The following is a 25,207-nucleotide window of genomic DNA, read 5'->3' as shown; positions in this document are numbered from 1 at the left end:
GAATACAGGGAATAGGGAAAAAATGTGGGCGGGTCAAACCGCCCCTTTTTTTGCCCGCAGAAAAGCAAAAAGGCCCTTGTGGGGCCTTTTTCGCGAACGCGGGGGTAATCAGCGTTCGAGGTCTGCGATCTTGCCTGGCTTGCCGTCCCATTCTGCGGAATCGGGCATTGGATCTTTGCGTTCGGTGATGTTTGGCCAGATATCGGCCAACTCAGCGTTCAGCTCAATGAAGTTTTCCATGCCGGCCGGAACTTCATCTTCAGAGAAGATAGCCACGGCAGGGCATTCAGGTTCGCACAGCGCGCAATCGATGCACTCATCCGGGTGGATCACCAGGAAATTCGGGCCTTCGTAAAAGCAGTCCACCGGACAGACTTCTACGCAGTCGGTGTACTTGCACTTGATGCAGTTGTCGGTGACGACGAAGGTCATTTCTAATTTTCTCCTCAGGCGCGGCTTGCTGCGCCCCTTCTCGTAGGGGTCGCCAGGTTCGGGAGCGATAGTCTGCTGGCCAGGCTATTAGCCAGCAGCATCCCAAACCGCGCGAGATTCTAACAGCTTGCAAGCCGCTGCGTTAGATCCGTGTCTTTAGTGTATAGAGCATTTCGAGAGCACGACGTGGCGTCATGTCGTCCAGGTCGAGCTTGGCCAGGTCATCCAGCACCGGGTGCGGCAGGCTGGCGAACAGGTCGCTTTGTTGCGGCGCGGCCGGTTTGCCTTTGGCCGGTGCCGGTGTTTCGTGGGGCAGGGCGGTGTCTTCCAGGCGGCTCAGATGCTCGCGAGCACGGGTGATGACCTCGCTCGGTACGCCTGCCAGCTGCGCAACGGCCAGGCCATAACTCTGGCTGGCCGGCCCGGGCAATACGTGGTGCAGGAATACGATGCGCTCGTTGTGCTCGGTGGCATTGAGGTGCACGTTGGCCACCAGCGGCTGGGCTTCCGGCAGGACGGTCAGTTCAAAGTAGTGGGTGGCGAACAGCGTGTAGGCACGCAGATGCGCCAGGCGCTCGGCCGCCGCCCATGCCAGGGACAGACCGTCGAAGGTGCTGGTGCCGCGCCCGACTTCGTCCATCAGCACCAGGCTGCGCTCGGTGGCGTTGTGCAGGATGTTCGCGGTTTCGCTCATTTCCACCATGAAGGTCGAACGCCCGCCGGCCAGGTCATCGCTGGAGCCGATCCGGGTGAAGATGCGGTCGACCAGCGACAATTCGCAACTGGCCGCTGGCACGAAGCTGCCGATGTGCGCCAGGAGCACAATCAATGCGGTCTGACGCATGTAGGTGGATTTACCGCCCATGTTCGGACCGGTGATCACCAGCATGCGGGTGTTGTCGTCCAGGCTCAGGTCGTTGGCCACGAACGGCGTGGTCAGCACTTGTTCGACCACCGGGTGACGACCCTGGCTGATGCGCATGCACGGCTCGCTGACGAAGCGCGGGCAGTTCAGATCGAGGTTCAGTGCACGTTCGGCCAGGTTGCTCAAGACGTCCAGCTCGGCCAGGGCGCCGGCGGTGTCCTGCAACGGTGGCAGCTGGCTGATCAGATCTTCGAGCAACGCTTCGTACAGCATCTTCTCGCGGGCCAGGGCGCGACTCTTGGCTGACAGTGCCTTGTCTTCGAATGCCTTGAGTTCCGGCGTAATGAAGCGTTCGGCGCCTTTGAGCGTCTGGCGGCGAATATAGTCGGCCGGTGCCGATTCCGCCTGCTTGCTTGGCAGCTCGATGAAGTAACCGTGGATGCGGTTGTAACCAACCTTCAGATGCGACAGGCCGGTGCGGGCCTTTTCCCGTGCCTCGAGGTCGATCAGGAACTGTCCGGCGTTTTCGCTCAGCGACTGCAATTCGTCGAGTTCGCTGTCGTAGCCGGTTTTTAGCACGCCCCCATCACGAATGACCGCGGGCGGGTTGTCGATGATGGCTTTTTCCAGCAGTGCCGCCAGTTCCGGGTAGGTGCTGGTGATAGTGGCGAGTTGCTGGAGGTGTGGGGCTTCGAGCTCCGTCATTGCCACTTGCAGTTCGGGCAGTGCGCCGAGGGCGTCACGCAAGCGGGCGAGGTCGCGGGGGCGGGCATTACGGAGGCCGATCCGCGCAAGAATCCGCTCGATGTCGCCGATTTCCTTGAGCTGCGGTTGCAGTCTTTCGAAGCGATAACCGTCGAGCAGGCAGGTGATCGAGCTCTGGCGTGCCAACAGCACCGTCAAGTCGCGCAATGGGCGATTCAGCCAGCGGGTCAGCAGGCGGCTGCCCATGGCGGTCTGGCAACGGTCCACCACCGATTGCAGGGTGTTGTCGCGGCCCCCGGCCAGGTTGGTGTCGAGCTCCAGGTTGCGACGGCTGGCGCCATCGAGCACCACGGTGTCGTCCAGGCGTTCATGACGCAAACTGCGCAAGTGGGGCAGGGCGGTGCGCTGGGTTTCCTTGGCGTAGGCCAGCAGGCAACCGGCGGCACCGATCGCCAGGGTCAGGTTCTCGCAGCCAAAGCCCTTGAGATCCTGGGTCGAGAATTGCTGGCACAGGCTTTTGAGCGCCGAATCGCGCTCGAAATCCCACGGCGCACGGCGACGTACGCCGCGGCGTTTTTCCGCCGGCAAGTCCTTGGGCCAGTCATCCGGGATCAGCAACTCCACCGGGTTGACCCGCTCTAGTTCCGCCAGCAGGTTTTCCCAACCCTTGATCTCCAGCACGCTGAAGTTGCCGCTGGTGATGTCCAGCACTGCCAGGCCGAACAGGCGCTCATCGCCCAGGACGGCGGCGATCAGGTTGTCCCTGCGCTCGTCGAGCAGCGCCTCGTCACTCACCGTCCCAGGCGTGATGATGCGTACCACCTGCCGCTCCACCGGCCCTTTGCTGGTGGCCGGGTCGCCGACCTGCTCGCAGATCACCACCGATTCGCCAAGCTTCACCAGTTTTGCCAGGTAACCCTCGGCGGCGTGGTAAGGAATCCCGCACATCGGAATCGCCTGGCCGGCCGACTGCCCGCGGGCCGTCAGGGTGATGTCCAGCAACTTGGCGGCCTTCTTCGCGTCTTCATAGAAGATCTCGTAGAAGTCGCCCATGCGGTAGAACATCAGCTGGTCCGGGTGCTGGTTTTTCAGGCGCCAGTACTGCTGCATCATCGGGGTGTGGGAGGACAGGTCGGAGACGGCTTTATTCATCGGATTGTCAGGAAGCTCGTTGAAAGAGGTGGGGCAAAAGCAGGGCAACGGCCGGGCTTTTCCGCGATGGGCGCAAGGTTACCATGGGCGGTCCGCCCGACGCAGGCGCCACGGCCGGGTGACATCCTTTACGATGCAAAAATCATGTTATGCATCGATTATGCAAATCAGCATTGTCTTCTTCGAAAAGTGCAAGCACTATGCGCGTTATGCAAAAGCGCAACGTATCTACTGTATTAAGGGCATTGCTCGATCAGCACGGGATCTCCCCCACGGAGCTTCACCGTCGCACCGGCGTGCCTCAATCCACGCTCTCGCGCATTCTCAGCGGGAAGATCGTCGATCCTTCGGATAAACATATTTCGAAGATTGCCGAGTATTTCGCCTTGAGCACCGACCAGTTGCGTGGCCGCGCGGACGTCTCGTCTGCCGCCAATGCCGGGCGTGCTCCTGTGCATTCGGAACTCAAGGATATAAGTCTGTGGGACGACGATACCCCGGTCGATGACGACGAGGTGTCGGTCCCCTTTCTTCGCGAGGTTGAATTGGCTGCGGGATCGGGAAGATTCGTTATCGAGGAGAGCGAGCGCTCTAGCCTGCGCTTCGGCAAGCGGAGCCTACGCCATAACGGCGTGCAGTTCGACCAGGCCAAATGCGTGACAGTGCGGGGCAACAGCATGTTGCCGGTGCTGCGCGACGGCGCCACGGTCGGGGTCAATGCCGGCAAGTGCGGCATTGGCGATATCGTTGACGGCGACCTTTATGCAATCAATCACAACGGCCAATTGCGGGTGAAGCAACTCTATCGCCTGCCGACCGGCATTCGCTTGCGCAGCTTCAACCGTGACGAGCATCCGGATGAAGATTACACCTTTCAGGAGATCCAGGAGGAGCCGATTGTTATCCTCGGACATGTCTTCTGGTGGGGTATGTACGCCCGCTAACACTCATCCGTTTAGATAAAACCCGCTTCCCGAGCGGGTTTTTTTCGTGCGCTGAAAGCATTGGGCATACTTTTAATAATGCGTTTGTGCATTGACTGATTATGCATAAGTGCATAATGTTGCTGCCTGACTATTAACGAATGCGCTGTGATCACTACTCAAGGAGGCATGAAATGACCGCTGAGCAATATGCGTTGCTGGACATGCCTCTGTGGCTGGTCATCAGCCTGCCAATACTTGGTGGCGTTACCGGTGAAATGTGGCGTGCCGAAAAAGAGGGCGTTCGTGGCTGGTCCCTTGTCCGACGCCTGAGCCTGCGGTCTGGGTCCAGCATGATCTGCGGCGCTTCGGTCATCATGCTGCTGCACGCTGCCAATGTTTCCATCTGGGCTGCTTGTGCGGGTGGTTGTTTAGCGGCGATGGCCGGGACAGACGTCGTTCTGGGGTTGTATGAGCGTTGGCTGGCCAAGCGCATGGGGATCGGCCATACCCCCTCCGGTGACGTGGAAGATTGATTCTCCGACAGGCCTTTTCCAGAGCCTCCGGTTCTTTACATTTTGATCGTTCCTGTCGCTTGCAAGTGCGGTCTGCTCGTGTACGGTTAACCTCATCCCGCCCGATCAGGAGATGACCGTGAACGAAATCACCCAGCTCGCCGCCGAACTCGGCAGACGCCTGCAGGTTCTCAATGCCCATGTCACCACGGCGGAGTCCTGCACCGGCGGAGGCATCGCCGAGGCAATTACCCGTATCCCCGGGAGTTCGGCCTGGTTCGAGGCCGGTTATGTCACTTACTCCAACCGACAGAAAACCCTGCAACTGAATGTACCGGTGGAGTTGTTCACCACCGTGGGCGCGGTCAGCCGCGAGGTGGTCGAGGCGATGGTCCGGGGGGCGCAGGAGAAAAATAGCGCGTATTTCTCCGTGGCGGTCAGTGGCATCGCCGGGCCGGATGGCGGAACGGCGAACAAGCCGGTTGGCACGGTGTGGCTGGCTTGGGGCGTCGGAGATCAGGTGTTCTGCGAGCGGCAGCACTTCCCGGGTAATCGCGATGACGTCCGCCGACAAACGGTGAAGGCCGCGCTAGAGGGGCTGCTGCGCTATGCCGCGGCAGAAATCTCAAATCAGGGGTAGGCGATCCGGAAACGCTGTGGAATAATACTGGCTACTTATACAGGTGTTGGCCGTCAGGCCTTATTGATTACGTGAGGACTTTAATGGACGACAACAAGAAGAAAGCCTTGGCTGCGGCCCTGGGTCAGATCGAACGTCAATTCGGCAAGGGTGCCGTAATGCGTATGGGCGATCAGGACCGTCAGGCGATCCCGGCCATTTCCACTGGCTCTCTGGGGCTGGACATCGCTCTCGGCATCGGCGGTCTGCCAAAAGGCCGTATTGTTGAAATCTACGGTCCTGAATCTTCCGGTAAAACCACGCTGACCTTGTCCGTGATCGCCCAGGCTCAAAAAGCCGGCGCGACCTGCGCATTCGTCGACGCCGAACACGCCCTCGACCCTGAGTACGCGGGCAAGCTGGGCGTCAACGTCGACGACCTGCTGGTTTCCCAGCCGGATACCGGCGAGCAGGCCCTGGAAATCACCGACATGCTGGTGCGTTCCAACGCGGTTGACGTGATCATCGTCGACTCCGTGGCCGCCCTGGTGCCAAAGGCTGAAATCGAAGGCGAAATGGGTGACATGCACGTGGGCCTGCAAGCCCGTCTGATGTCCCAGGCACTGCGTAAAATCACCGGTAACATCAAGAACGCCAACTGCCTGGTGATCTTCATCAACCAGATCCGTATGAAAATTGGCGTGATGTTCGGTAGCCCGGAAACCACCACCGGTGGTAACGCACTGAAGTTCTACGCATCGGTTCGTCTGGACATCCGTCGTACTGGCGCGGTGAAGGAAGGTGATGAAGTCGTCGGTAGCGAAACCCGCGTCAAGGTTGTCAAGAACAAGGTGGCTTCGCCGTTCCGTCAGGCCGAGTTCCAGATTCTTTACGGCAAGGGCATCTACCTCAACGGTGAGATGATCGACCTGGGTGTTCTGCACGGTTTCGTCGAGAAGTCCGGTGCCTGGTATGCCTATGAAGGCACCAAGATCGGTCAGGGCAAGGCCAACTCGGCCAAGTTCCTGGCAGACAATCCGGAAGTCGCGGCAAAGCTGGAGAAGCAACTGCGTGACAAGCTGCTGTCGCCTGCATCGGTTGCGGACGCCAAAGCTTCTGCGGTCAAAGAGACCGAAGACGACCTGGCTGACGCTGATATCTGATCGAAGCGATGACCGCCGTACTCGATACACTCGTCGCGGTGCGGCGAACCGCAATGGACCTGCTCGCACGACGCGAGCACGGTCGTGTCGAGCTGACGCGTAAACTGCGTCAGCGCGGCGCCCTCCCTGAAATGATCGAAACAGCACTCGACCGGTTGACGGAAGAGGGGTTGTTGTCCGAAACCCGTTACCTGGAAAGTTTTGTTTCCTACCGCGCCCGCTCCGGTTATGGCCCTTTACGCATTCGTGAAGAGTTGGGCCAGCGTGGCCTGCAGCGCACCGATATTGAACTCGCCCTGCGTGAGAGCGGTATCGATTGGCAGGAGCAATTGATCGATACCTGGCGACGCAAGTTCTCCGGGCAATTGCCGGCAGACGCCAGGGAGCGAGCCAAACAAGGCAGGTTCCTGGCGTATCGGGGATACTCCATGGAAATGATCAACCGCCTGTTCAGCGGTCGAGGGATGGACGATTGAACTGAAACGGCCCGCTATTTAGATAGCGGGCCGTTTTTTATGCCTCACGAAACCTTTGACGGCTCCCGCGTGCGTTGTTGTACCTGGGGTTTTGATTGTGCCCAGTTTTCCGGCAGGTTGATGTAGTCCACAAGCTCGCGCAGGCGGCCATGATTGCGGGCATTGAAGTTGAAGACCAGCCGCGCCAGATGGCTGAATTCGGCTTCGTTGTGTTCTTCACCGCTGTAAGCGTGCTGATGGAAATGATCGCTCAGGCACAGGTCGGCGAACGCCTCCTGCATGTGTTCGAGTGTGTGGTCGCTGAGTGTGTGATTCATGCGAATCAGGAACTGATGCTTGAGCCAGCGACTGGAGTGGAAGTTGCTGTAGAACTGGTTGATGTGCTCTACCGCTTCTTCGACGTTGTAGACCAGTTTCATCAGCTTCATGTCAGTGGGCAGGATGTAGTGGTTTTCCTCCAGTTGCTGGTGAATGAAGTCCAGTGCGCCTTGCCAGAATTTGCCGTCCGGCGTGTCGAGCAGCACCACGGGTACCAATGGGCTTTTGCCGGTCTGGATCAGCGTCAGCACCTCCAGCGCTTCATCCAGGGTACCGAAGCCACCCGGGCACAGCACGAGGGCATCGGCTTCCTTGACGAAGAACAGCTTGCGGGTGAAGAAGAAGTGGAAGGGCAGCAGGCTGGTCGTGCCGTCGACAGTGGGGTTGGCATGCTGTTCGAAGGGCAGGGTAATGTTGAACCCTAGGCTGTTTGCCAGTCCGGCGCCCTCATGGGCGGCGGCCATGATGCCGCCACCGGCGCCAGTGATGACCATCATGTCCGAGCGCGCCAGCGCGGCACCGAGTTCCCGGGCCATGCTGTAGAGCGGGTGTTCCATGGGGGTACGGGCCGAGCCGAAAACAGTGACCTTGCGCCGCCCCTTGAATTGTTCGAGCACGCGAAAAGCCTGTTCCAGTTCGCGCAGGGCCTGCAGGGTGATTTTGGCATTCCAGCGGTTGTGGTCTTCCTGGGCCATGCGTAGCACGGTCAGGATCATATCGCGGTAGATCGGGATGTTCGGGCTGTTGGGTGAAATCAGCTTGAGCTGTTCTTCGACCTTGCTGATGAGGTCGTGGCCGCTTTCTTCAAAATGACGGCTCAGGAGGTCATTCGGTTGGTAAGGCATTCAACTTCTCCTTCTGCACAGAACCCTCGGCCCGACAATGTACGTCGGTGCCACGACACTTCATGTGTCGCTGTCTGCCCCGGCCCATGCCTGGGCGATCTACTTGACCCGAAAAACACCGGATCATCCAAACAGGTTCTGTTTTTCCCTTGGATGAAAGAAACATTCGCACAATACGACAAGCGACGGGCAGCCCCTTTCCAGCCCTGAAAAATGAACGTGGATAACCTGAAATCTAGACCTTCACAGTGATTTGCGCTGCCTTGATCATTGCGCCTCAAAGTCTTTCCTGGCAACCGCTTATTGACGATTTGCAAGGTGCTTTCACCGCTCGTCTGAACGCACGTCGCGTGTGCTGCACTCTGATTTACTAAGTTACAGGTGCGACACGACAACTTTGCGTCAACGGCAAGGCGCGCAATACAAGCGGTTCAAGGATTTTTTGCTCAAACATGAGTGAAGTGCAAGGAGGCGGGAAACCATGGCCAGAGTCGTTCTGGAGATCGATACGCAACTGTATCGATTGCTGAAGTCATCGGCCGAGACCCATCATTTGAGTCTCGAAGAGGAGTGCTGCCGACGTTTGCGCGGTGGCGAGCGTCGTTCGCATTACTTGCAGGCGCTGCTGGCGGAACTGCGCGCCGAAGATGAACAACGGCGCGCCAACTCCAGGTGATTACTTTTTCTTCTTGGCAGGTTGCAGGCAATCCGATTCCTGGAAGCTTGCGGAACCGACCGGGCGGTTGGTCTTCACCTCAGTGAAGTCGTAACGCATGATCGCGCCCTTGGCCATCAGCTTGCGAAACCCTTCGTTTCGGCAGACTGAGGCTCCCAACTGGAAGTAAACCGCTTTTGGATCTGCGCGCATCTTGTCGGCGTGGCTGCTCTGCACGCTCAGATGGTTGATCAGCTGTTTGCCGTCAACGGTGTAGCCTTGATCGAGAATGTCTTCGTTGATCGCTCGAGGAGTGCCGACGCTGCTTTGGGTGGCGACGTTTTGCAGCATTTTGTTCAGTTCCGTGTCTTTCAAGGACGCAGCCTGGGCGTTGAAGGACGACGCCAGCAAAATGGCCGCGGTAGGAACGATAAGGCGCAGCATGAAACTCTCCTGGTTCAGTGATGCGGGGTTTGACCCGTCACGTGACTGTGCGTTCAGTGGCGGCGAATTATAGGGGAGGCTAGCTGGACGGTACAGGCTTGCGCCGGGCGGTCTGGTAAACTGCTGGCACTTTTTACCCTGTCGAGTGTTTTTCGTGTCGATTTCCCTTCTCTGTGGGCGTTGCCCGCGATGAGTCATACCCCCGCGCGCTTTGCCTTGAATGCCGTGGCCCGCTTGCGCGATCAGCGCGAAGAGGAGGGCATCAAGCCGATTCAGGCCCGCGGCTGGCGTGCGCCGCGCTGCCGTGACTGCCGGGTGATCGAGAGTCACTGTCTGTGTGCATGGCGTCCGCAGGTCGCTACCCGCTCCGGCGTGTGCCTGATCATGACCAACAAGGAGGTGTTCAAACCGAGCAACACCGGTTGGCTGATTGCCGACGTGGTGCCTGACAACCATGCCTTCATCTGGTCCCGTACCGAGGTTGATCCGAAGTTGCTGGCGCTGTTGTCCGACCCGCAATGGCAGCCTTACCTGGTGTTTCCGGGTGAGTACGTCGAACCTGAGCGCGTGACAAACACCGTGGACGTCGATGGCACGAAGCGCCCGCTTTTCATTCTGTTGGATGCGACCTGGACTGAAGCGCGAAAGATCTTTCGCAAGAGCCCCTATTTCGACCGGCTGCCGATCCTCAGCCTGTTGCCAGAGAAACTCTCCCGCTACCGGTTGCGTCGCTCGACCCGCAGCGAGCATCTGTGCACGGCGGAAGTGGCGGCGCTATGCCTCGACCTTGCAGGTGATGTCGCCGCGGCATCGGCGCTGGATGCCTACTTCGATGTGTTCAGCCAGCATTACCTCGATGCCAAGCATCAGTTGGACATGAACGTTTCGACCCCTGCACACGCCGAATTGATGCCCTATGTTCAGGTGGCCGCCCCATTGATGGACTGATTGTCGCGCATACTGCAATAAAGTGTACCGGCCATGCTGCTTGACCACCCCGGCTTCGCTGGGCATGCTTGGCGCCGATTAGGGTGCGGCCGGAGTTTTCGGCGCCGTTTTTTGCGCTGAACGTGCCTTGTCAGTGCAGCTGCGTGGCTGTGCCTTGAGGTGCTTTGGCGAGGTCCGAATGCATCGGGCGTCCCATGAAAAACAGGATCATTTGAAAAATGGCCACATACGAAATCCTGATTGCCGATGACCACCCACTTTTTCGTAGTGCCTTGCATCAAGCGCTGACCCTGGGCCTTGGCCCGGATGTCCGTCTGGTGGAAGTGGCGAGCATCGCCGAACTGGAAGCCCGCCTGACGGAAAAGTCCGACTGGGATCTGGTGCTGCTGGACCTGAACATGCCGGGGGCCTACGGTTTTTCCGGGCTGGTCCTGCTGCGGGGGCAGTACCCGCAGATTCCGGTGGTCATGGTCTCGGCCCAGGAAGAACCGACCATCATGGTCAAGTCTCGTGAATTCGGCGCCAGTGGCTTCATTCCCAAATCCAGCGACTTGAGTGTGATCCAGAAAGCCGTGCGGGCGGTCCTCGACGGCGACGTGTTCTGGCCGCCACAGGCGTTCGAAGCGGTCAGCGTCTCGGATGAAGCCAAGGCGGCCAGCGAAGGGCTTGCCAGCCTCACCCCGCAACAATTCCGGGTACTGACCATGGTCTGCGAAGGCTTGCTGAACAAGCAGATCGCCTACGAGCTGAGTGTTTCCGAGGCGACTATCAAGGCGCACGTGACCGCGATTTTCCGTAAACTGAATGTGCGGACCCGGACCCAGGCCGCGCTGCTCTTGCAACAACTTGAGTCAATTTCCAGCCATTAAAGGCTGGCAAATTCACGCTTTTTTGACTTTGGTTGAACTAGCTTTCCCACTTCTTTTTTGCCAGTTGCCCACTCTATGTCACCTTTCAAAGGCCAGACCGGCCTGAAACGTATTCTCAATGCTTCCGGTTATTCGCTGGACGGCCTGCGCGCAGCCTTCACCGGTGAAGCTGCCTTTCGGCAATTGGTATTGCTCAACGTCATCCTGATTCCGTTGTCGTTCTTCCTGAATGTCAGCCGGGTCGAACAGGCGTTGTTGATCGCGGTATGCCTGTTGGCGTTGATCGTTGAGTTGCTCAACTCGGCCGTAGAGGCGGCCATCGACCGCATTTCCCTTGAGCGGCACCCGCTGTCCAAGAATGCCAAGGACATGGGCAGTGCCGCCCAGGCCGTGGCATTGAGCATGATTGCCCTGGTGTGGGCGGTAATTCTGCTCTAGGCGATCGTCGGCAGCACGATCTCGTCGCTGCGCTGAACCCCGGCGGTGAAGGCGCGGCACAGATCGAGGAACTCGCGCATCGCCGAGGTCTGATATTTCTGTTTATGCCAGATGAAATAAAACTGTCGCGCCAGATCCAGATCCGGCGTCTCGACAGGTACTAGGCTGCCGCGGCGAAATGCGTCGCGCAAAGCCAGCCTGGAAATGCAGCCAATCCCCAAACCAGACTCCACCGCGCGTTTGATCGCTTCGGTGTGCTCAAGCTCGAGCCGGATGTTTAACGAAGTGCGGTGATGGCGCATGGCTTGATCGAAGGTCAACCGCGTGCCCGAGCCCTGTTCGCGCAGGATCCAGGCTTCGTGGCTCAACTCCTCCATGGTGGCCGTGCCACGCTTGGCCAACGAATGCTGAGGGGCGCAAAACACCACCAGTTCGTCCTCGACCCAGCTTTGCACTTCGATGTCCGGATGACTGCAGTCGCCTTCGATCAGACCCAGATCAATTTCATAGTGGGCCACTTGCTGCACGATATTGGCAGTGTTCTGCACATGCAGCTTCACCTGGCTTTCCGGGTGGCGCTGCATGAAGCTGCCGATCAACAATGTGGCCAGGTAATTGCCGATGGTCAGGGTCGCACCCACGGCCAGCGAGCCGAAACCGGATTTGCCATTGAGCAGGTCCTCGATTTCCTTGGCCTGGTCCAGCAGCGCCACCGCTTGTGGCAACAGCTGTTTGCCCAGGGCGTTCAGGCTCAACCGTTTGCCGGCACGGTCGAACAACTGGCAGCTGCACTGGCGCTCCAGTTCGGTGATCGAGGTGCTCGCCGCCGATTGCGAGAGGTTGAGCAGGCCCGCGGCACGGGACACACTTTCCTGCTGGGCGACGGCGACGAATACTTGAAGTTGACGGAGAGTAAATCGCATATCGATATAACCGATAACCCTTATCTTAATAATCCATTTAACAGATATTGTCTCTGCCTTTAGAATGCGATGCAATTGCGCAGAGCTGGCTTTTTTTGCAGAGCAGGCGCCGAACACGCGCAGACAAATCTCCAGGAGTCCCACGTACATGAGCAACATGAACCACGAGCGTGTCCTCAGTGTTCACCACTGGAACGACACTCTGTTCAGCTTCAAGTGCACCCGTGATCCGGGCCTGCGCTTCGAGAACGGTCAGTTCGTGATGATCGGCCTGCAACAGCCCAACGGCCGCCCGCTTATGCGCGCTTACTCGATTGCCAGCCCGAACTGGGAAGAGCATCTCGAGTTCTTCAGCATCAAGGTGCCTGATGGTCCGCTGACTTCGCAGTTACAGCATCTGAAGGAAGGCGATGAGATCATCATCAGCAAGAAGCCTACCGGCACGCTGGTACTGGATGACCTCAAGCCTGGCAAACATTTGTACCTGCTCAGCACCGGCACCGGTCTGGCGCCGTTCATGAGCGTCATCCAGGACCCGGAAACCTACGAGCGCTTCGAAAAAGTGATCCTGTGCCACGGCGTTCGTTACGTCAACGAAGTCGCTTACCGCGAGTTCATCACCGAGCACCTGCCGCAGAACGAGTTCTTCGGTGACGCGCTGCGTGACAAGTTGATCTACTACCCGACCGTGACCCGTGAGCCGTTCGAGAACGAAGGTCGTCTGACCGACCTGATGCGCAGCGGCAAGCTGTTCAGCGACATCGGTCTGCCACCGATCAACCCGCAGGACGACCGCGCCATGCTGTGCGGCAGCCCGAGCATGCTCGACGAGACCAGTGAAGTGCTGAACAGCTTCGGCCTGAAGGTTTCGCCGCGGATGCGCGAGCCGGGTGATTACCTGATCGAGCGAGCGTTCGTCGAGAAGTGACCGCAGGTCACGTTGTAGGAGCGAGCTCGCTCGCGATGGTCGTTAACGATAACGCGCGTTTTCTGGTTTAACGCGGTGAGTTCGAGCCCATCGCTGGCAAGCCAGCTCCTACAGTAGGTACGCAGCACAAAGAAAAGCCCGCATGGCCTGAAAAGGTCATGTGGGCTTTTTCGTTGCCGGGTTTATTTAACCGGGATAACTTCCAGGACCCGGATCACGTTTGTTTCCGGGTAATGCCAACGCACATCCAGATCCCAGAACTGCGCGCCGTATTCCCGCTCGGGTGCAGGTATTTGATAGGCCGGGCGTGGATCTTGCGCCAGGCATTGCTCGATCAACTCAACCAAAGGCTCTTCAAGACGCTGAGCGTGCTCGTGAGCCTGTTGCAGCGCTGCGTCCGTCCACTGCACGGGAATCAATAGCGGCGCAGCGCTGGCGATGCTGTTGGTGGCTGTATCGATGATGTCGGCGTAAGGCACGTAGGGTTTTATGTCGAGAATCGGCGTGCCGTCCAGCAAGTCAATACCGGATATCCACAGGCGATTGGCTTCGATCTTGTCCAGCTTGACCACGGATTGACCGATGCCATTGGGGCGGTGGGTGGCGCGGGTGGCGAACACGCCCATGGACTTGTTGCCGCCGAGGCGCGGTGGGCGGACCTTCAAGCGAGGTTTTTCTTCCAGGGCCTGGTGGAACAGGAACAGCAGCCACACGTGGCTGACCTGCTCCAGGCCTTGTACCGCGTCCCCTTGATCGAACGGAGCCACCAGTTCCAGCACGCCACGGGCAGCCGGGGCCAGTTGCGGTTGGCGCGGAATGGCGAATTTCTCCTTGAAGCAGGAGCGCACGAAGCCGATGGGGGAAACGCTGTAGGTCATGGTTTGGGGTCGAGGTGGAATTTAAGGCAGGCATGATAACCCACACGGCCTTTGGCCCGGTGGCGCCTATCAGTCCGTCATCGCGGGCAAGCCACGCTCCCATAGGGTTCTCGAGCGCACACAAGATTTGTGTCCGTCTCAAAACCTGTGGGAGCGTGGCTTGCCCGCGATGGCCGCACCGCCGATCTACAGGCTGAACCCACCATCCAGCGGAATGATATTCCCGGTCATATAAGCCCCGGCAGTACTCGCCAGGCTGATCGCCAGCGCCGCCATTTCCTCCTCGCGGCCCCAACGCTTCATCGGGATCAACGCCGTATCCTGCGCCAGCGCCTGTTCATCATTGCCGATGTGCTGGGTCATCTTGCTCGGAAACCGCCCCGGGGCGATCACGTTGACGTTGATGTGCTGGCTCACCAGTTCGCGCGCCAGAATCCTCGACAGTTGGTGCAACGCAGCCTTGCTCGGCCCGTAGGCATACGCCTGCTCGCCGAAGGAGGAAATCCCTGCCACCGATCCTATGTTGATGATCCGCGCCGGATTCGCTTCGGAACCGGCCTTGCGCAGCAGGGGCAGGAACTGCTGGATGCAGTTGAACACCGACGTCACGTTGAGCTGCATGACTTTTTCCCAGCCTTTGATCGGGTAGCTCTCCAACGGTGCGCCCCAGGTGGTGCCGGCATTGTTCACCAGGATGTCCAGATGAGTGATCTGCTCGCCCAGGCGCGTGGCCAGTTGCAGGACGCCCTCTTCGGTGGCGAGGTTCGCCGCGATGGCGCGGCAGCGGCCAAGTGCACCGAGTTCGTCAGCGGTTTGCTGGCAGGCTTCGACGTCGCGGGCGCAGACGTATACGGTGGCGCCCGCCTCGACGTAGGCCTTGGCGATCATCTTGCCGATACCACGGGTGCCGCCGGTCACCAGGGCGGTGCGGCCTTGCAGGGAAAAGTAGGGATGCATGGCGAATCCTGAGAACTGAGGTCTTTACACCCTAGTCGTCAGCCGCCAGAAGCGGAGCCACTATTTTTGCGCGGAATAGGGAGGCATTCGGTCCTGTAGGAGCTGGCTTGCCAGCGAAGGATGAGAGACCGCCGCGCTCATCCAGTCAGCACGCGTTATCGTTTGCGACCATCGCTGGCAAGCCAGCTCCTACAGAAAACAGATGTGTCTCGAGCTTACTGCGGGCGCACTCGCAGGGTCAGGCCCTTGAGGAAATTGCGTAGCAGCTGGTCGCCGCACGGGCGATAGTTGGTGTGACCGAACTTGCGGAACAGTGCGCTCAGTTCAGGCTTGGACACCGGGAACTCGGCAGCCTTGAGGATCGCGTGCATGTCGTCTTCTTTCAGCTCGAACGCTACCCGCAGCTTTTTCAGGATGATGTTATTGGTCACCGGCACTTCGATCGGCTGCGGCGGGCGGCTTTCGTCCTTGCCGCGCTTGAAGATCACCAGACCGTCGAGGAAGTGCGCCATGACTTCGTCCGGGCAGCGTACGAAACCTTCCTCGTCTTCCTCTTTCTTGTCGAGGTAGGTCAACAGGTCCGGCAGGGTCACGTCCAGGCCGCCGAGCTTGATGATCTCGATGACTTTCTTGTCGCTGATGTCGAGCATGTAGCGCACGCTGCGCAGTACGTCGTTATGAATCATGTGTGCAGTCCTGATATTCAGCTGTGAGCGTCGCGGCCAGGCGCGGCGCCGAAATGGATGGCGGCCAGAAAAGCCTTAGAACTTCTCTTTGCCGGACAGATAGCGCCATTGCCCCACCGGCACTTTGCCGATGGACACGCCACCGATGCGAATACGGCGGATACCGACGACCTTGAGGCCGACCGCCTGGCAGAGCAGGGCGATGATGCCCGGCTGCGGGTTCTTCATGGCAAAGCGCAGACGGTTCTCGTTCTGCCAGCTGGCCTTGACCGCCGGCAACTCCTTGCCCTTGTAGGTCAGGCCGTGGTTCAGGCGGTTCAGGCCGTGGGCCACCATCTCGCCTTCAACCTCGACCACATACTCTTGCTCGATCTTGCTGGAGTCGGCGGTGAGTTTGCGCAGGATTTTCCAGTCCTGGGTGAACACCAGCAGCCCGCTGGCGTTGGCCTGCAGGTCGGTGCTGGCGGTCAGGCGCAGGAAGTGCCCGCGCAACGGGCGCTTGCCGTAGCGGTGCTCTTCGCTCAGGGTCTCGGCGCCGAGGGTGGCCAAGGCGGTGTCTGCGTCCATGCCTGCGGGCACATTGAGCAGCAGGGTCACCGGTTCCGGCGCAGTGGCCTTGGCTTCTGGATCAAGCTCGACTTTCTGGGTGTCGACCTTGAATTGCGGCTCGTCGATGACCACACCGTCGACGGTGACCCAGCCGCCCTCGATGAACAGCTCAGCCTCCCGACGGGAACAGCCGACGAGTTCGATGAGGCGTTTGGAGAGACGAATCGGGTCAGTCATGTCAGGGCCGTAACAAAAAGGGGGTGGGCATTGTACCTGCCTGGCGCCGGTTAATCCCGGTTCCATTTACGCAGTGAGGCTTTTTGTGGGAGCGGGCTTGCTCGCGAAAGGGCCATCAGCCTCAACATGTATGTTGGCTGACACACCGCCTTCGCGAGCAAGCCCGCTCCCACATTTGATCTGTGTTGTGTCATCCATGCCGTGATTTTTGCTGGTCCTGACGCAAACGCATGTGCAACAACGGATACGGCTGGCCCATGCCATCGACCTCCGAACGACCGATGACCTCGAAGCCTTGCTTGAAGTAAAAGCCGAGGGCTTGCGGGTTCTGTTCGTTGACGTCCAGTTCGTCGGCGTTCAGGTGTTCCAGGGCATAGTGCAACAATTTCTTGCCCAGGCCCTGGCCGCGATGGTCGGGGTCGATGAAGAGCATTTCGATCTTGCCCGCCGCGACGCCGGCGAACCCGGTGATGCGCTGGTTCGAATCCTTGGTGCAGATCAGCATCACCGCGTCGAGGTAGCGGGTCAGCACCAGGTTCTTCAGCAGTTCGATGTAGCTGTCTGGCAGAAAGTCGTGGGTGGCGCGTACCGAGGCCTCCCAGACCCGGGTCAATTCTTCGTAGTCGCCGAGTTTCGGCGTGTGGATGACCGAATGCTGACGCATGCCCGTCTGCCTCTTATGCAGTGGTTGATAGGAATCCTTCCATGTGCAAACGATAGCCGTAAAAAAGCCCCGCATCTCGTCAAGAGAGCGGGGCTTTGCGTATTTTTTGCGTTTAGATCTGTTCAGCCCACAGATCGTATTCGTCGGCGTCGGTCACTTTGCACCAGACCTTGTCGCCCGGCTTGAGGTTGCTGCCGTTGTCGATGAATACGTTGCCGTCGATTTCCGGGGCATCGAAGAAGCAGCGGCCGACCGCGCCTTGCTCGTCGACTTCATCGACCAGCACTTCGATCTCACGGCCGATGCGCATTTGCAGACGCGCCGAGCTGATGGCCTGCTGGTGCGCCATGAAGCGCTCCCAGCGGTCCTGCTTGATGTCGTCCGGGACGACTTCCAGGTCCAGGTCATTGGCCGGTGCGCCTTCAACCGGCGAGTACTGGAAGCAGCCGACGCGGTCGAGCTGGGCTTCGGTCAGCCAGTTCAGCAGGTACTGGAAGTCTTCTTCGGTCTCGCCCGGGAAGCCGACGATGAAGGTCGAACGGATGATCAAGTCCGGGCAGATTTCGCGCCAGTTCTTGATCCGCGCCAGGGTCTTGTCTTCGAAGGCCGGGCGTTTCATCGACTTGAGCACTTTCGGGCTGGCGTGCTGGAACGGGATGTCCAGGTACGGCAGGATCTTGCCGGCGGCCATCAACGGGATCAGCTCGTCAACGTGCGGGTACGGGTAAACGTAGTGCAGGCGAACCCAGACGCCGAGGGTGCTCAGGGCTTCGCAGAGTTCGGTCATGCGGGTTTTCACCGGCGCGCCGTTCCAGAAACCGGTGCGGTATTTCACGTCGACGCCGTAGGCGCTGGTGTCCTGGGAGATCACCAACAGCTCTTTGACGCCGGACTTGACCAGACGCTGGGCCTCGTCGAGCACATCACCCACCGGGCGGCTGACCAGTTTGCCGCGCATCGACGGGATGATGCAGAAGCTGCAGCTGTGGTTGCAGCCTTCGGAAATCTTCAGGTAGGCGTAGTGGCGCGGGGTCAGCTTGATGCCTTGTGGCGGCACCAGGTCGATCAGCGGGTTGTGGTCCTGGCGCGGCGGCACGACTTCGTGCACGGCATTGACCACTTGCTCGTACTGCTGCGGGCCGGTCACCGCCAGCACGCTCGGGTGTACGTTGCGAATGTTGCCTTCTTCGACGCCCATGCAGCCGGTCACGATGACCTTGCCGTTTTCCTTGATGGCTTCGCCAATCACTTCCAGGGACTCGGCCTTGGCCGAATCGATGAAGCCGCAAGTGTTGACTACCACGACATCGGCGTCCTGGTAGGTGGACACCACGTCATAGCCTTCCATGCGCAGCTGGGTAAGGATGCGCTCGGAGTCGACCAGTGCTTTGGGGCAACCCAGGGATACGAAGCCAACCTTTGGATTGGCCGGCGCAGGAGTGGTGGACATGTCTAACCTCGGTATTTTGTGACGCCGCTTGCCGGGCAGGGCAAAACCGACGGACGGGCGCTTGAACTGCGCCTCTGATCAAAAAGTGCGCAATTCTAGCGATGAGTCGTTCACTTGACCAGCTTTATGCGGGGAAATACGACGAGTGCTGCGCTATGCTTCGCGCCGTTACGCCTTACAGATTTTTTACTGTCAACAAAACGTCTGTAACGTGAAGTAAAACAGCGCATGCTGCACGACAAAGCATAGTGCTTCTTTCAAAGAAGCCCGGGTCTGAGAAGTAGGAGTGGTGGATGGGTCAGGCAAGTAGTCAGGCTACCGATGCCGAGCATTCGGCGGTGAAGCCGATCGGCATGCTGGTCGCGGCAGTCGGGGTGGTTTATGGCGATATCGGCACCAGTCCGTTGTACACCCTGAAGGAAGTATTTTCCGGAGGCTATGGCGTGCCGGTCAACCATGACGGGGTGCTGGGGATTCTTGCGCTCATTTTCTGGTCGCTGATCTGGGTCGTGTCGATCAAGTACATGATGTTCGTGCTGCGCGCCGACAACCAGGGCGAAGGCGGGATCATGGCCTTGACCGCACTGGCCCGGCGGGCGGCGGCGGGGCATGCCAAATTGCGCATGTTGCTGGTGGTCTGCGGACTGATCGGCGCGGCATTGTTCTATGGCGACAGCATGATCACCCCGGCGATCTCCGTACTGTCGGCGATTGAAGGCCTGGGGCTGGCGTTCGAAGGTATCGACCATTGGGTCGTGCCGCTGTCGCTGGTGGTGCTGGTCGCGCTGTTTCTGATCCAGCGTCACGGCACGGCGCGAATCGGCATTCTGTTCGGGCCGATCATGGTCACCTGGTTCCTCGTGCTGGGTGCATTGGGCGTCTATGGCATCAGCCAGCATCCGGAAGTCCTGGAAGCGATGAACCCGATGTGGGGCGTACGTTTCTTCATGGTCCATCCGGGCATGGGCGTGACGATTCTCGGCGCCGTGGTGCTGGCATTGACCGGTGCCGAAGCGCTGTACGCGGACATGGGCCACTTCGGCCGCAAGCCGATCGCACGTGCGTGGTTCATCCTTGTACTGCCGGCGCTGGTGCTGAACTACTTCGGCCAGGGCGCGCTGCTGCTAGGTGATCCGGAAGCGGCCCGTAACCCCTTCTACCTGCTGGCGCCGAGCTGGGCGTTGATCCCGCTGGTCGGCCTGTCGACCCTGGCCACGGTGATTGCCTCGCAAGCGGTGATTTCCGGTGCGTTCTCCCTGACCCGCCAGGCGATCCAGCTCGGTTACATTCCGCGCATGCACATCCGACACACTTCCAGTGCCGAACAGGGCCAGATCTACATCGGTGCGGTGAACTGGGCGTTGATGGTCGGCGTGATCCTGCTGGTGATCGGTTTCGAATCCTCCGGTGCCCTGGCCTCGGCCTATGGCGTGGCAGTAACGGGCACCATGCTGATGACCACCATCCTGGTGTCGGCGGTGATGCTGCTGCTGTGGAAGTGGCCACCAATCTTCGCGGTTCCGATATTGTTCGGCTTCCTGTTGGTCGATGGTCTGTACTTCGCCGCCAACGTACCGAAAATTGTTCAGGGCGGTGCATTCCCGGTGATCGCGGGTTTCGCGCTGTTTGTGCTGATGACCACCTGGAAGCGCGGCAAGCAGTTGCTGGTCGAGCGTATCGATGAGGGTGGATTGCCGCTGCCGATCTTCATCAGCAGCATTGCCGTACAACCACCCCATCGTGTTCAGGGCACCGCCGTGTTCCTGACGGCACGGCCGGATGCCGTGCCCCACGCGCTGTTGCACAACCTGCTGCATAACCAGGTACTGCACGAGCAAGTGGTGCTGCTGACGGTAGTGTACGAAGACATCCCGCGGGTGCCGCCGAATCGGCGCTTCGAGGTCGACTCCTATGGCGAAGGGTTCTTCCGGGTCATCCTGCATTTCGGCTTCACCGATGAGCCGGACGTACCGCAGGCGCTGAAGCTGTGTCATCTCGAAGAGCTGGACTTCAGCCCCATGCGCACCACGTACTTCCTCAGCCGCGAAACGGTCATCGCCTCCAAGCTCGAAGGCATGTCGCGCTGGCGCGAGGCGCTGTTCGCGTTCATGTTGCAGAACGCCAACGGCAACCTGCGTTTCTTCAATCTGCCGCTGAACCGGGTGATTGAGCTGGGGACGCAGGTCGAAATGTAAACCTGATCCTGTAGGAGCGAGCTTGCTCGCGATGGTCTCAAATGCACCGCGTTTATTCAGGATTTCCGCGTCATCGTTGACGTCCATCGCGAGCAAGCTCGCTCCTACAGTGTGTTGTGGTGTTGAATGAAAAAGCCCCCGTTACCTTGCGGCAGCGGGGGCTTTTTTGTGGGGCTCAGATCACTCTTGAGCTTCTGCTTCTTTGGCTTGACGCTTCTCGATCACATCCACCAAACGCTTGGCCAGCGCTGGGTAGTTCTCGTCGAAGTGGTGGCCGCCAGGCAGCTTGATGGCTTCGCCTACTGCCGTCTTGTCGGTGCAGCCACTCTCGTCGGTTTCTTCTTCGCCGTAGATGCACACCACTTTGGCGGCTGGCAGCTTGGCCATTTCCGGGCCAGTGGCGGCTTCCTTGCCGGCGTTGCCGAGCCAGCCTTCGACTTCGATCTCGAAGCTGCCGGTACGGGCGAAGGCCAGCAGGATGATCGCGTCGACGCGTTGCTGTTCCGATTCGGCCAGGCGGTTGTAGATCGCCGGCAGTACGTCGGCGCCGAACGAATAGCCGGTCAGGATGAAGCGCTTGGTGCCCCATTTCTGCCGGTAGTGCTGCATCAGTTCCGCCAGGTCCAGCGCGCTTTGCTCCGGGCTCTTGTGCTGCCAGTAGTAGCGCAGGGTATCGATGCCGACCACCGGGTAGCCGATCTTGGCCATCTCGCCCGCCACGTCGCGGTCGAGGTCGCGCCAGCCGCCGTCGCCGGACAGGAACAGGGTCACGGTGTCACTGGCCTGGCCCGCTGGCACTTCGACCACCGGGATCTGCAGGCCGCCAGCGGCTTTGTCGCCACCGACGAGGATCTTGCGCAGTTCGTTGTTCAGCACTTGCGGCAGGTTGATGTCGTAGTCGCTGATGCTGGTTTCGGCGTTCGGTTGATCACGCACGAAGCCGGCACTGGTGTCGTCCGGGTTGTCGTTCCACGCGACCAGCCAGTGACCGTGGGCCGCGCTTTTGGGTAGCAGGTGAGTGCAGCCGCCCTTTTCCAGCGCCAGGTCAACCGAGACGGCCTGGGCCTTGTCGTCCTTTTGCTCGGACAACCAGCGCCAGGCCAGCACAGCGCCAGGGCCGATACCGCTGACCAGGGTCGCGGGGCCTTTGAGTTCGCGCAGGCCCGATTGGAGGGCGCGGCTTTGCAGCAGGCAATCCTTGGGCAGGATCACCTGGACAATTTGCGCCGCGCCACTGCGGCTCAGGGTCATCAATTGCTTGTCGCTGAGTTTCTGGTCTTCGTTGACCGCCACCAGCACCTGGGCGCGTGGCGTTGTGCCGGGGATGACACGGGTCATCGCCGCACCATCGGCCGGGGTCAGCAATTCGAGGGTCGGCTCCGGTGCCGGGCGTTTCAGGTACCAGAAACCGCCACCGAGAATCAGGGCCACTATCACCAGTGTGCCCAATACATACCGCAAGGAGCGTTGAATCATCAGCGTTTCACCAATCCGGTCAAGCCACCCGCGATCAGGGCAGCGGTGTCGGCCAGCGCAACCAGCGGATCGAGTCCGGCGGGCACGGCCATATAACGGGGTTCCCAATCAGGCTGGAACTTGTCTTTGAAGCGGCGCAAGCCCTGGAAGTTGTACAGCTGCTCACCACGGCGGAATACCATCGAGCCAAGGCGCTGGGTCAAGGGTGCGCCGCGACGGGGTTGCAACCCCGACAACGGCACCATGCCCAGGCTGAAACGCGCGTATCCATGATTTTTATAATGTTGAATCAGGCCGACCATCATGAACTCCATGGTCAGCTTCGGCGCATCCGGGTGCGCGCGCATCAGGTCGAGGCTGGCCAGGTCATGGCCGTAGGTCTCGAGCAGGTTGGCGAACGCCACCGGGCGCCCTTCGAAACGAATCACCGCGATGCGAAAATGCTTGAGGTAGTCATCGCTGAAGCGACCCAGTGAAAAACCTTTCTCCCGGACATTCTTGCCGGTCAGCCAGGCATCGGAAATTACCTTGAGCTCATCCATCGGCGCCTGGCCGGGTTCATGGATTTCCAGGGACAGGCCGTCGCGGGTGCCACGGTTCCAGGTGTAGCGCAGGTCCTTCATCTCTTTGCCCTTGGCTTCGAGATCAAAACGCTTGAGGTCGACCCGGGCTTCTTCGCCGAGCTTGATCGCGGTCAGGCCGATGTCCATGTAGTACGGCAGGTTCTCTGCACGCACTTGATAGAACACGGGGCGGGCGTGGTGGATGTCGCAAAGGTCGCGGAACTGCCAGATCATTTCCGCCCGTTGCTGGCCCGGGCCGATCGGGTCATACAACGCCACCAGGCTGCGACCGCGACGGGCGTACATCAGGAACGCTTCGTCATTGGGGTGGAACAGCAGCGCCTTGTCGCCGGTCAGGGCCAGGCCGCCATCCGGTTGGGCCGATGCCATGAGGATCTTGCTGGCGCGCTCCAGTTCGTCGGGGGTGGGCAGGTGAATGACCGGGCGCGCGGTGCGCAGCAGCCAGGTCAGCGACACCACCACCAGCAGCACGGCAGCCCCGAGCAGCGAGCGCAGGCCGCGAGGGGCATCGGCGTCCAGAGTGAACTGCCACCAGAGCTGGTGGCTGTACGGAACGTCCTGATAGGCGAACAGCAGCAACCAGATCGACGCACCGAGCACGCACAGGCTGGCCACCAGGTACAGCGGCGAGAACGGTACTTCGGTCAGGCGGCTGGGGCGATAGAACGAGCGGCGGAATACCCCGAGCAGGCTCGCCGTCAGCACCATCAGGCTGGCTTCTTCCCAGTCGAAGCCTTTGAGCAGTGAGAGCAGAGCGCCGACCAGTAACAGAATGGTGGTCAGCATCCACGCGGCCGACAGCCGGCGACGCAGCCCCTGGGCCAGCAACAGGCAAAGCACGCCGACCAGGCTGGCGCCAAAGTGCGAAGCATCGACCAGTCGATGGGGGATCAGAAAACCGATGTGTTCCAGGCGCGTATCGATTTCCGGAGTGACGCCGGAGAACAGCAGGACAACACCGGACAGGAACACCAGCACCGCCAGTATCGGAGCCGCCAGACCCGAGGCGGCGCGCAACGTCTGGCGTGTCTGGAACAGGCGCTGGCCTTCGTTGATCAGCAGCAACAGGCAGGCCACCAGCAAGGGCAGGACCACGTAGATCAAGCGATAGAGCAGCAGGGCGGCCGCCAGTGGCGCAGCACCCAGGGTGTCGGAAAACGCCGCCAGCAAAATGGCCTCGAACACCCCGACACCGCCCGGCACATGGCTGAGCACGCCGGCAGCCAGCGCCAGCAGGTAAACCAGAAGGAACGCACCGAAGGGTGGTGTTTCCGGCAGCAGCAGATAGAGCACGGTCGCGGCGGCGGCTACGTCCAGGGCGGTGATGACCAATTGCAGGAAGGTCAGGCGACGCCCGGGCAGACGCAAGGTGCGGCGCCCGATTCTGACCAGCAGGTTGTCCGGGTAAGGCTGTTCCGGCAGCCGTCGACGGTAGATACCGATGGCCAGCACTGAAAACAGCACGAGCACGGCAGTCGCCACTACGCCCAGCAACGTCTCGGAGAGTCCCAGGGCGGAGGACGCCGCTGGCAGGTCGCTGAGCGTCGCCAGGGCAGCCAGCGGTGGCAGGGCGCAACCGAGGGAGAGGCTGGCGAACAAAGTCATGCGGGCGACTTCTGCCGCTCCCAGGCCATGACGGGCATAGAGGCGATAGCGAACCGAGCCTCCCGACAACATTGAAAGACCGATGGCGTTGCCGATGGCAAAGGCCGTGAAACCGCCCAGAGCCAGGGTGCGCGGTGCCAGGCTCGCCCCGGCATAGCGGCTGGCTGACCATTCGTAGCCGAGCAGAATGATGAAGCCCACCACAGTTGCAGCCAGTGCGCCCATCAAGGCAGGTTTTGGAACGTCGAGGATCGAGTCGTGCAGGGCGTTAAGGTCGAGTTCGCTCAACAGGTGGCGACAGGCAATCAGCGCGATCGCGAACAGCAGCAGGGTGACCGCCAGGCCAATGGGTTGACGGTATTTGCTCAATCGATCAAGCAGGCGCAGGCGCTCGGCATTGATCGGTTGTGTCGCTGTGACAGTGTCTTGTGAATCAGACGAGTTGGCGCGCATCAATCACCTCTTGGATCGTGCGCGACAGGATGGAGGTATCCAGCCAAGTTACCAATCCCTGTAGAAAAAAATAATCACAAATTTTAACGCCTATCACCCGGCAACAGGGATGGCGCGGTATCAGTCGCGGAGGCTTCAGCCTGTGATAGAGCATAGTCTGAACCCGGCGCATGGGTGATCCCCAAGCGGCTTGCTACACAGTGACAGGTCATTGTTGCGAAAGGACTTTTTCAACAGATACAAAAAAGGCCACTC

General features: G+C 59.9%; 24 protein-coding genes. 11 read left to right on the top strand and 13 right to left on the bottom strand.

The window, feature by feature from the left end; genetic code table 11:
* Window positions 1-108 precede the first annotated feature (108 nt).
* Together fdxA and mutS are read right to left on the bottom strand one after the other, a co-directional pair.
* A complete protein-coding gene (gene fdxA / locus ABIE16_RS05155; RefSeq protein WP_007970729.1) occupies window positions 109-432 on the bottom strand; it encodes a ferredoxin FdxA in 324 nt (107 codons plus the stop codon).
* Between the two features lie 142 nt (window positions 433-574).
* Window positions 575-3,154, bottom strand: a complete 2,580-nt coding sequence (gene mutS / locus ABIE16_RS05150) for a DNA mismatch repair protein MutS (RefSeq protein ID WP_057716154.1) — start codon at window positions 3,152-3,154, stop codon at window positions 575-577.
* A 209-nt stretch (window positions 3,155-3,363) separates the two neighbouring features.
* On the opposite strand from mutS, the gene ABIE16_RS05145 reads away from it, so the two are divergent.
* The 5 genes from ABIE16_RS05145 (at window position 3,364) to recX (ending at window position 6,850) form a co-directional block, all read left to right on the top strand.
* Window positions 3,364-4,098 (top strand): LexA family transcriptional regulator, encoded by a 735-nt coding sequence (locus ABIE16_RS05145; RefSeq protein WP_150812917.1) that lies wholly within the window; start codon window positions 3,364-3,366, stop codon window positions 4,096-4,098.
* A gap of 173 nt (window positions 4,099-4,271) precedes the next feature.
* Window positions 4,272-4,613: a phage holin family protein gene (locus tag ABIE16_RS05140; RefSeq protein ID WP_150812918.1), complete on the top strand. Its 342-nt coding sequence runs from the start codon at window positions 4,272-4,274 to the stop codon at window positions 4,611-4,613.
* A gap of 118 nt (window positions 4,614-4,731) precedes the next feature.
* Complete coding sequence (locus tag ABIE16_RS05135) at window positions 4,732-5,232, top strand: CinA family protein (RefSeq protein ID WP_057716659.1); 501 nt, start codon at window positions 4,732-4,734, stop codon at window positions 5,230-5,232.
* Window positions 5,233-5,315: 83 nt separating this feature from the next.
* Window positions 5,316-6,374, top strand: a complete 1,059-nt coding sequence (recA, locus tag ABIE16_RS05130) for a recombinase RecA (RefSeq protein WP_007996915.1) — start codon at window positions 5,316-5,318, stop codon at window positions 6,372-6,374.
* Window positions 6,375-6,382: 8 nt separating this feature from the next.
* Entirely contained in the window at window positions 6,383-6,850 is a 468-nt protein-coding gene (gene recX / locus ABIE16_RS05125; RefSeq protein ID WP_056720921.1) for a recombination regulator RecX, read from the top strand.
* 44 nt (window positions 6,851-6,894) lie between these two features.
* Here the strand turns inward: recX and ABIE16_RS05120 are convergent, their stop codons facing one another.
* Entirely contained in the window at window positions 6,895-8,013 is a 1,119-nt protein-coding gene (locus tag ABIE16_RS05120; RefSeq protein WP_429520656.1) for a TIGR00730 family Rossman fold protein, read from the bottom strand.
* Between the two features lie 481 nt (window positions 8,014-8,494).
* Between ABIE16_RS05120 and ABIE16_RS05115 the strand changes: the two genes are divergently transcribed.
* Window positions 8,495-8,689 carry a hypothetical protein gene (locus tag ABIE16_RS05115; protein ID WP_057716151.1) on the top strand — a complete coding sequence of 65 codons (195 nt, stop codon included), beginning with the start codon at window positions 8,495-8,497 and terminating at the stop codon, window positions 8,687-8,689.
* Here ABIE16_RS05115 and ABIE16_RS05110 read toward each other — a convergent pair whose 3' ends face one another.
* Window positions 8,690-9,112, bottom strand: a complete 423-nt coding sequence (locus ABIE16_RS05110) for a PA3611 family quorum-sensing-regulated virulence factor (RefSeq protein WP_057716150.1) — start codon at window positions 9,110-9,112, stop codon at window positions 8,690-8,692.
* Window positions 9,113-9,301: 189 nt separating this feature from the next.
* Here ABIE16_RS05110 and ABIE16_RS05105 point away from each other — a divergent pair, with 189 nt between their 5' ends.
* From ABIE16_RS05105 to ABIE16_RS05095, 3 genes are all read left to right on the top strand, one after another.
* Entirely contained in the window at window positions 9,302-10,060 is a 759-nt protein-coding gene (locus ABIE16_RS05105) for a tRNA-uridine aminocarboxypropyltransferase (RefSeq protein ID WP_154861805.1), read from the top strand.
* Between the two features lie 218 nt (window positions 10,061-10,278).
* Window positions 10,279-10,929, top strand: coding sequence for a response regulator transcription factor ErdR (gene erdR / locus ABIE16_RS05100; protein WP_090453499.1), 651 nt, complete (start codon window positions 10,279-10,281; stop codon window positions 10,927-10,929).
* 75 nt (window positions 10,930-11,004) lie between these two features.
* The gene (locus ABIE16_RS05095) at window positions 11,005-11,367 is read left to right on the top strand and encodes a diacylglycerol kinase (protein ID WP_057716147.1); all 363 of its coding nucleotides are present in this window, start codon (window positions 11,005-11,007) and stop codon (window positions 11,365-11,367) included.
* Here the strand turns inward: ABIE16_RS05095 and ABIE16_RS05090 are convergent.
* Window positions 11,364-12,290: a LysR family transcriptional regulator gene (locus ABIE16_RS05090; protein ID WP_429520655.1), complete on the bottom strand. Its 927-nt coding sequence runs from the start codon at window positions 12,288-12,290 to the stop codon at window positions 11,364-11,366. The two genes, ABIE16_RS05095 and ABIE16_RS05090, sit on opposite strands and share 4 nt — an antisense overlap.
* A gap of 148 nt (window positions 12,291-12,438) precedes the next feature.
* Here ABIE16_RS05090 and fpr point away from each other — a divergent pair, with 148 nt between their 5' ends.
* Complete coding sequence (fpr, locus tag ABIE16_RS05085) at window positions 12,439-13,218, top strand: ferredoxin-NADP reductase (RefSeq protein WP_008054100.1); 780 nt, start codon at window positions 12,439-12,441, stop codon at window positions 13,216-13,218.
* Window positions 13,219-13,400: 182 nt separating this feature from the next.
* Here fpr and tsaA read toward each other — a convergent pair whose 3' ends face one another.
* From tsaA to rimO, 6 genes are all read right to left on the bottom strand, one after another.
* Complete coding sequence (gene tsaA / locus ABIE16_RS05080) at window positions 13,401-14,096, bottom strand: tRNA (N6-threonylcarbamoyladenosine(37)-N6)-methyltransferase TrmO (RefSeq protein ID WP_218495047.1); 696 nt, start codon at window positions 14,094-14,096, stop codon at window positions 13,401-13,403.
* Window positions 14,097-14,282: 186 nt separating this feature from the next.
* Window positions 14,283-15,053, bottom strand: coding sequence for an SDR family oxidoreductase (locus ABIE16_RS05075; protein WP_057716145.1), 771 nt, complete (start codon window positions 15,051-15,053; stop codon window positions 14,283-14,285).
* 215 nt (window positions 15,054-15,268) lie between these two features.
* Window positions 15,269-15,739 (bottom strand): DUF1456 family protein, encoded by a 471-nt coding sequence (locus ABIE16_RS05070; RefSeq protein ID WP_046041186.1) that lies wholly within the window; start codon window positions 15,737-15,739, stop codon window positions 15,269-15,271.
* 75 nt (window positions 15,740-15,814) lie between these two features.
* Window positions 15,815-16,525, bottom strand: a complete 711-nt coding sequence (locus tag ABIE16_RS05065; RefSeq protein ID WP_057716144.1) for an rRNA pseudouridine synthase — start codon at window positions 16,523-16,525, stop codon at window positions 15,815-15,817.
* A 190-nt stretch (window positions 16,526-16,715) separates the two neighbouring features.
* Window positions 16,716-17,189, bottom strand: coding sequence for a GNAT family N-acetyltransferase (locus ABIE16_RS05060; protein ID WP_150812923.1), 474 nt, complete (start codon window positions 17,187-17,189; stop codon window positions 16,716-16,718).
* A 112-nt stretch (window positions 17,190-17,301) separates the two neighbouring features.
* Window positions 17,302-18,639, bottom strand: a complete 1,338-nt coding sequence (rimO, locus tag ABIE16_RS05055) for a 30S ribosomal protein S12 methylthiotransferase RimO (protein ID WP_057716142.1) — start codon at window positions 18,637-18,639, stop codon at window positions 17,302-17,304.
* Between the two features lie 293 nt (window positions 18,640-18,932).
* Between rimO and ABIE16_RS05050 the strand changes: the two genes are divergently transcribed.
* Window positions 18,933-20,834 carry a potassium transporter Kup gene (locus ABIE16_RS05050; RefSeq protein ID WP_218495048.1) on the top strand — a complete coding sequence of 634 codons (1,902 nt, stop codon included), beginning with the start codon at window positions 18,933-18,935 and terminating at the stop codon, window positions 20,832-20,834.
* Window positions 20,835-21,014: 180 nt separating this feature from the next.
* On the opposite strand, the gene ABIE16_RS05045 is transcribed toward ABIE16_RS05050, so the two are convergent.
* Window positions 21,015-22,310 (bottom strand): AcvB/VirJ family lysyl-phosphatidylglycerol hydrolase, encoded by a 1,296-nt coding sequence (locus ABIE16_RS05045; RefSeq protein ID WP_429520654.1) that lies wholly within the window; start codon window positions 22,308-22,310, stop codon window positions 21,015-21,017.
* Window positions 22,310-24,952, bottom strand: coding sequence for a bifunctional lysylphosphatidylglycerol flippase/synthetase MprF (gene mprF, locus ABIE16_RS05040; RefSeq protein ID WP_090453509.1), 2,643 nt, complete (start codon window positions 24,950-24,952; stop codon window positions 22,310-22,312). The genes ABIE16_RS05045 and mprF overlap by 1 nt, the downstream gene beginning before the upstream one ends.
* Window positions 24,953-25,207: the final 255 nt, after the last annotated feature.

This window comes from Pseudomonas sp. 2725 (genome assembly GCF_050434585.1).
Lineage (GTDB): Bacteria > Pseudomonadota > Gammaproteobacteria > Pseudomonadales > Pseudomonadaceae > Aquipseudomonas > Aquipseudomonas jessenii.
The sequence above is the reverse complement of the archived record's forward strand: the minus strand, read 5'-3'. Positions and strand labels throughout refer to the sequence as shown.

Bases quoted from the DNA above. Each gene is read 5' to 3' on its own strand.
- mutS (WP_057716154.1), bottom strand. From the start codon at position 3,154: ATGAATAAAGCCGTCTCCGACCTGTCCTCCCACACCCCGATGATGCAG.
- ABIE16_RS05145 (WP_150812917.1), top strand. From the start codon at position 3,364: ATGCAAAAGCGCAACGTATCTACTGTATTAAGGGCATTGCTCGATCAG.
- recX (WP_056720921.1), top strand. From the start codon at position 6,383: ATGACCGCCGTACTCGATACACTCGTCGCGGTGCGGCGAACCGCAATG.
- erdR (WP_090453499.1), top strand. From the start codon at position 10,279: ATGGCCACATACGAAATCCTGATTGCCGATGACCACCCACTTTTTCGT.
- fdxA (WP_007970729.1), bottom strand. From the start codon at position 432: ATGACCTTCGTCGTCACCGACAACTGCATCAAGTGCAAGTACACCGAC.
- ABIE16_RS05065 (WP_057716144.1), bottom strand. From the start codon at position 16,525: ATGACTGACCCGATTCGTCTCTCCAAACGCCTCATCGAACTCGTCGGC.
- ABIE16_RS05115 (WP_057716151.1), top strand. From the start codon at position 8,495: ATGGCCAGAGTCGTTCTGGAGATCGATACGCAACTGTATCGATTGCTG.
- ABIE16_RS05095 (WP_057716147.1), top strand. From the start codon at position 11,005: ATGTCACCTTTCAAAGGCCAGACCGGCCTGAAACGTATTCTCAATGCT.
- ABIE16_RS05050 (WP_218495048.1), top strand. From the start codon at position 18,933: ATGGGTCAGGCAAGTAGTCAGGCTACCGATGCCGAGCATTCGGCGGTG.
- tsaA (WP_218495047.1), bottom strand. From the start codon at position 14,096: ATGACCTACAGCGTTTCCCCCATCGGCTTCGTGCGCTCCTGCTTCAAG.
- recA (WP_007996915.1), top strand. From the start codon at position 5,316: ATGGACGACAACAAGAAGAAAGCCTTGGCTGCGGCCCTGGGTCAGATC.
- ABIE16_RS05060 (WP_150812923.1), bottom strand. From the start codon at position 17,189: ATGCGTCAGCATTCGGTCATCCACACGCCGAAACTCGGCGACTACGAA.
- ABIE16_RS05045 (WP_429520654.1), bottom strand. From the start codon at position 22,310: ATGATTCAACGCTCCTTGCGGTATGTATTGGGCACACTGGTGATAGTG.
- ABIE16_RS05070 (WP_046041186.1), bottom strand. From the start codon at position 15,739: ATGATTCATAACGACGTACTGCGCAGCGTGCGCTACATGCTCGACATC.
- ABIE16_RS05105 (WP_154861805.1), top strand. From the start codon at position 9,302: ATGAGTCATACCCCCGCGCGCTTTGCCTTGAATGCCGTGGCCCGCTTG.
- ABIE16_RS05075 (WP_057716145.1), bottom strand. From the start codon at position 15,053: ATGCATCCCTACTTTTCCCTGCAAGGCCGCACCGCCCTGGTGACCGGC.
- ABIE16_RS05120 (WP_429520656.1), bottom strand. From the start codon at position 8,013: ATGCCTTACCAACCGAATGACCTCCTGAGCCGTCATTTTGAAGAAAGC.
- ABIE16_RS05110 (WP_057716150.1), bottom strand. From the start codon at position 9,112: ATGCTGCGCCTTATCGTTCCTACCGCGGCCATTTTGCTGGCGTCGTCC.
- rimO (WP_057716142.1), bottom strand. From the start codon at position 18,639: ATGTCCACCACTCCTGCGCCGGCCAATCCAAAGGTTGGCTTCGTATCC.
- fpr (WP_008054100.1), top strand. From the start codon at position 12,439: ATGAGCAACATGAACCACGAGCGTGTCCTCAGTGTTCACCACTGGAAC.
- ABIE16_RS05090 (WP_429520655.1), bottom strand. From the start codon at position 12,290: ATGCGATTTACTCTCCGTCAACTTCAAGTATTCGTCGCCGTCGCCCAG.
- mprF (WP_090453509.1), bottom strand. From the start codon at position 24,952: ATGCGCGCCAACTCGTCTGATTCACAAGACACTGTCACAGCGACACAA.
- ABIE16_RS05140 (WP_150812918.1), top strand. From the start codon at position 4,272: ATGACCGCTGAGCAATATGCGTTGCTGGACATGCCTCTGTGGCTGGTC.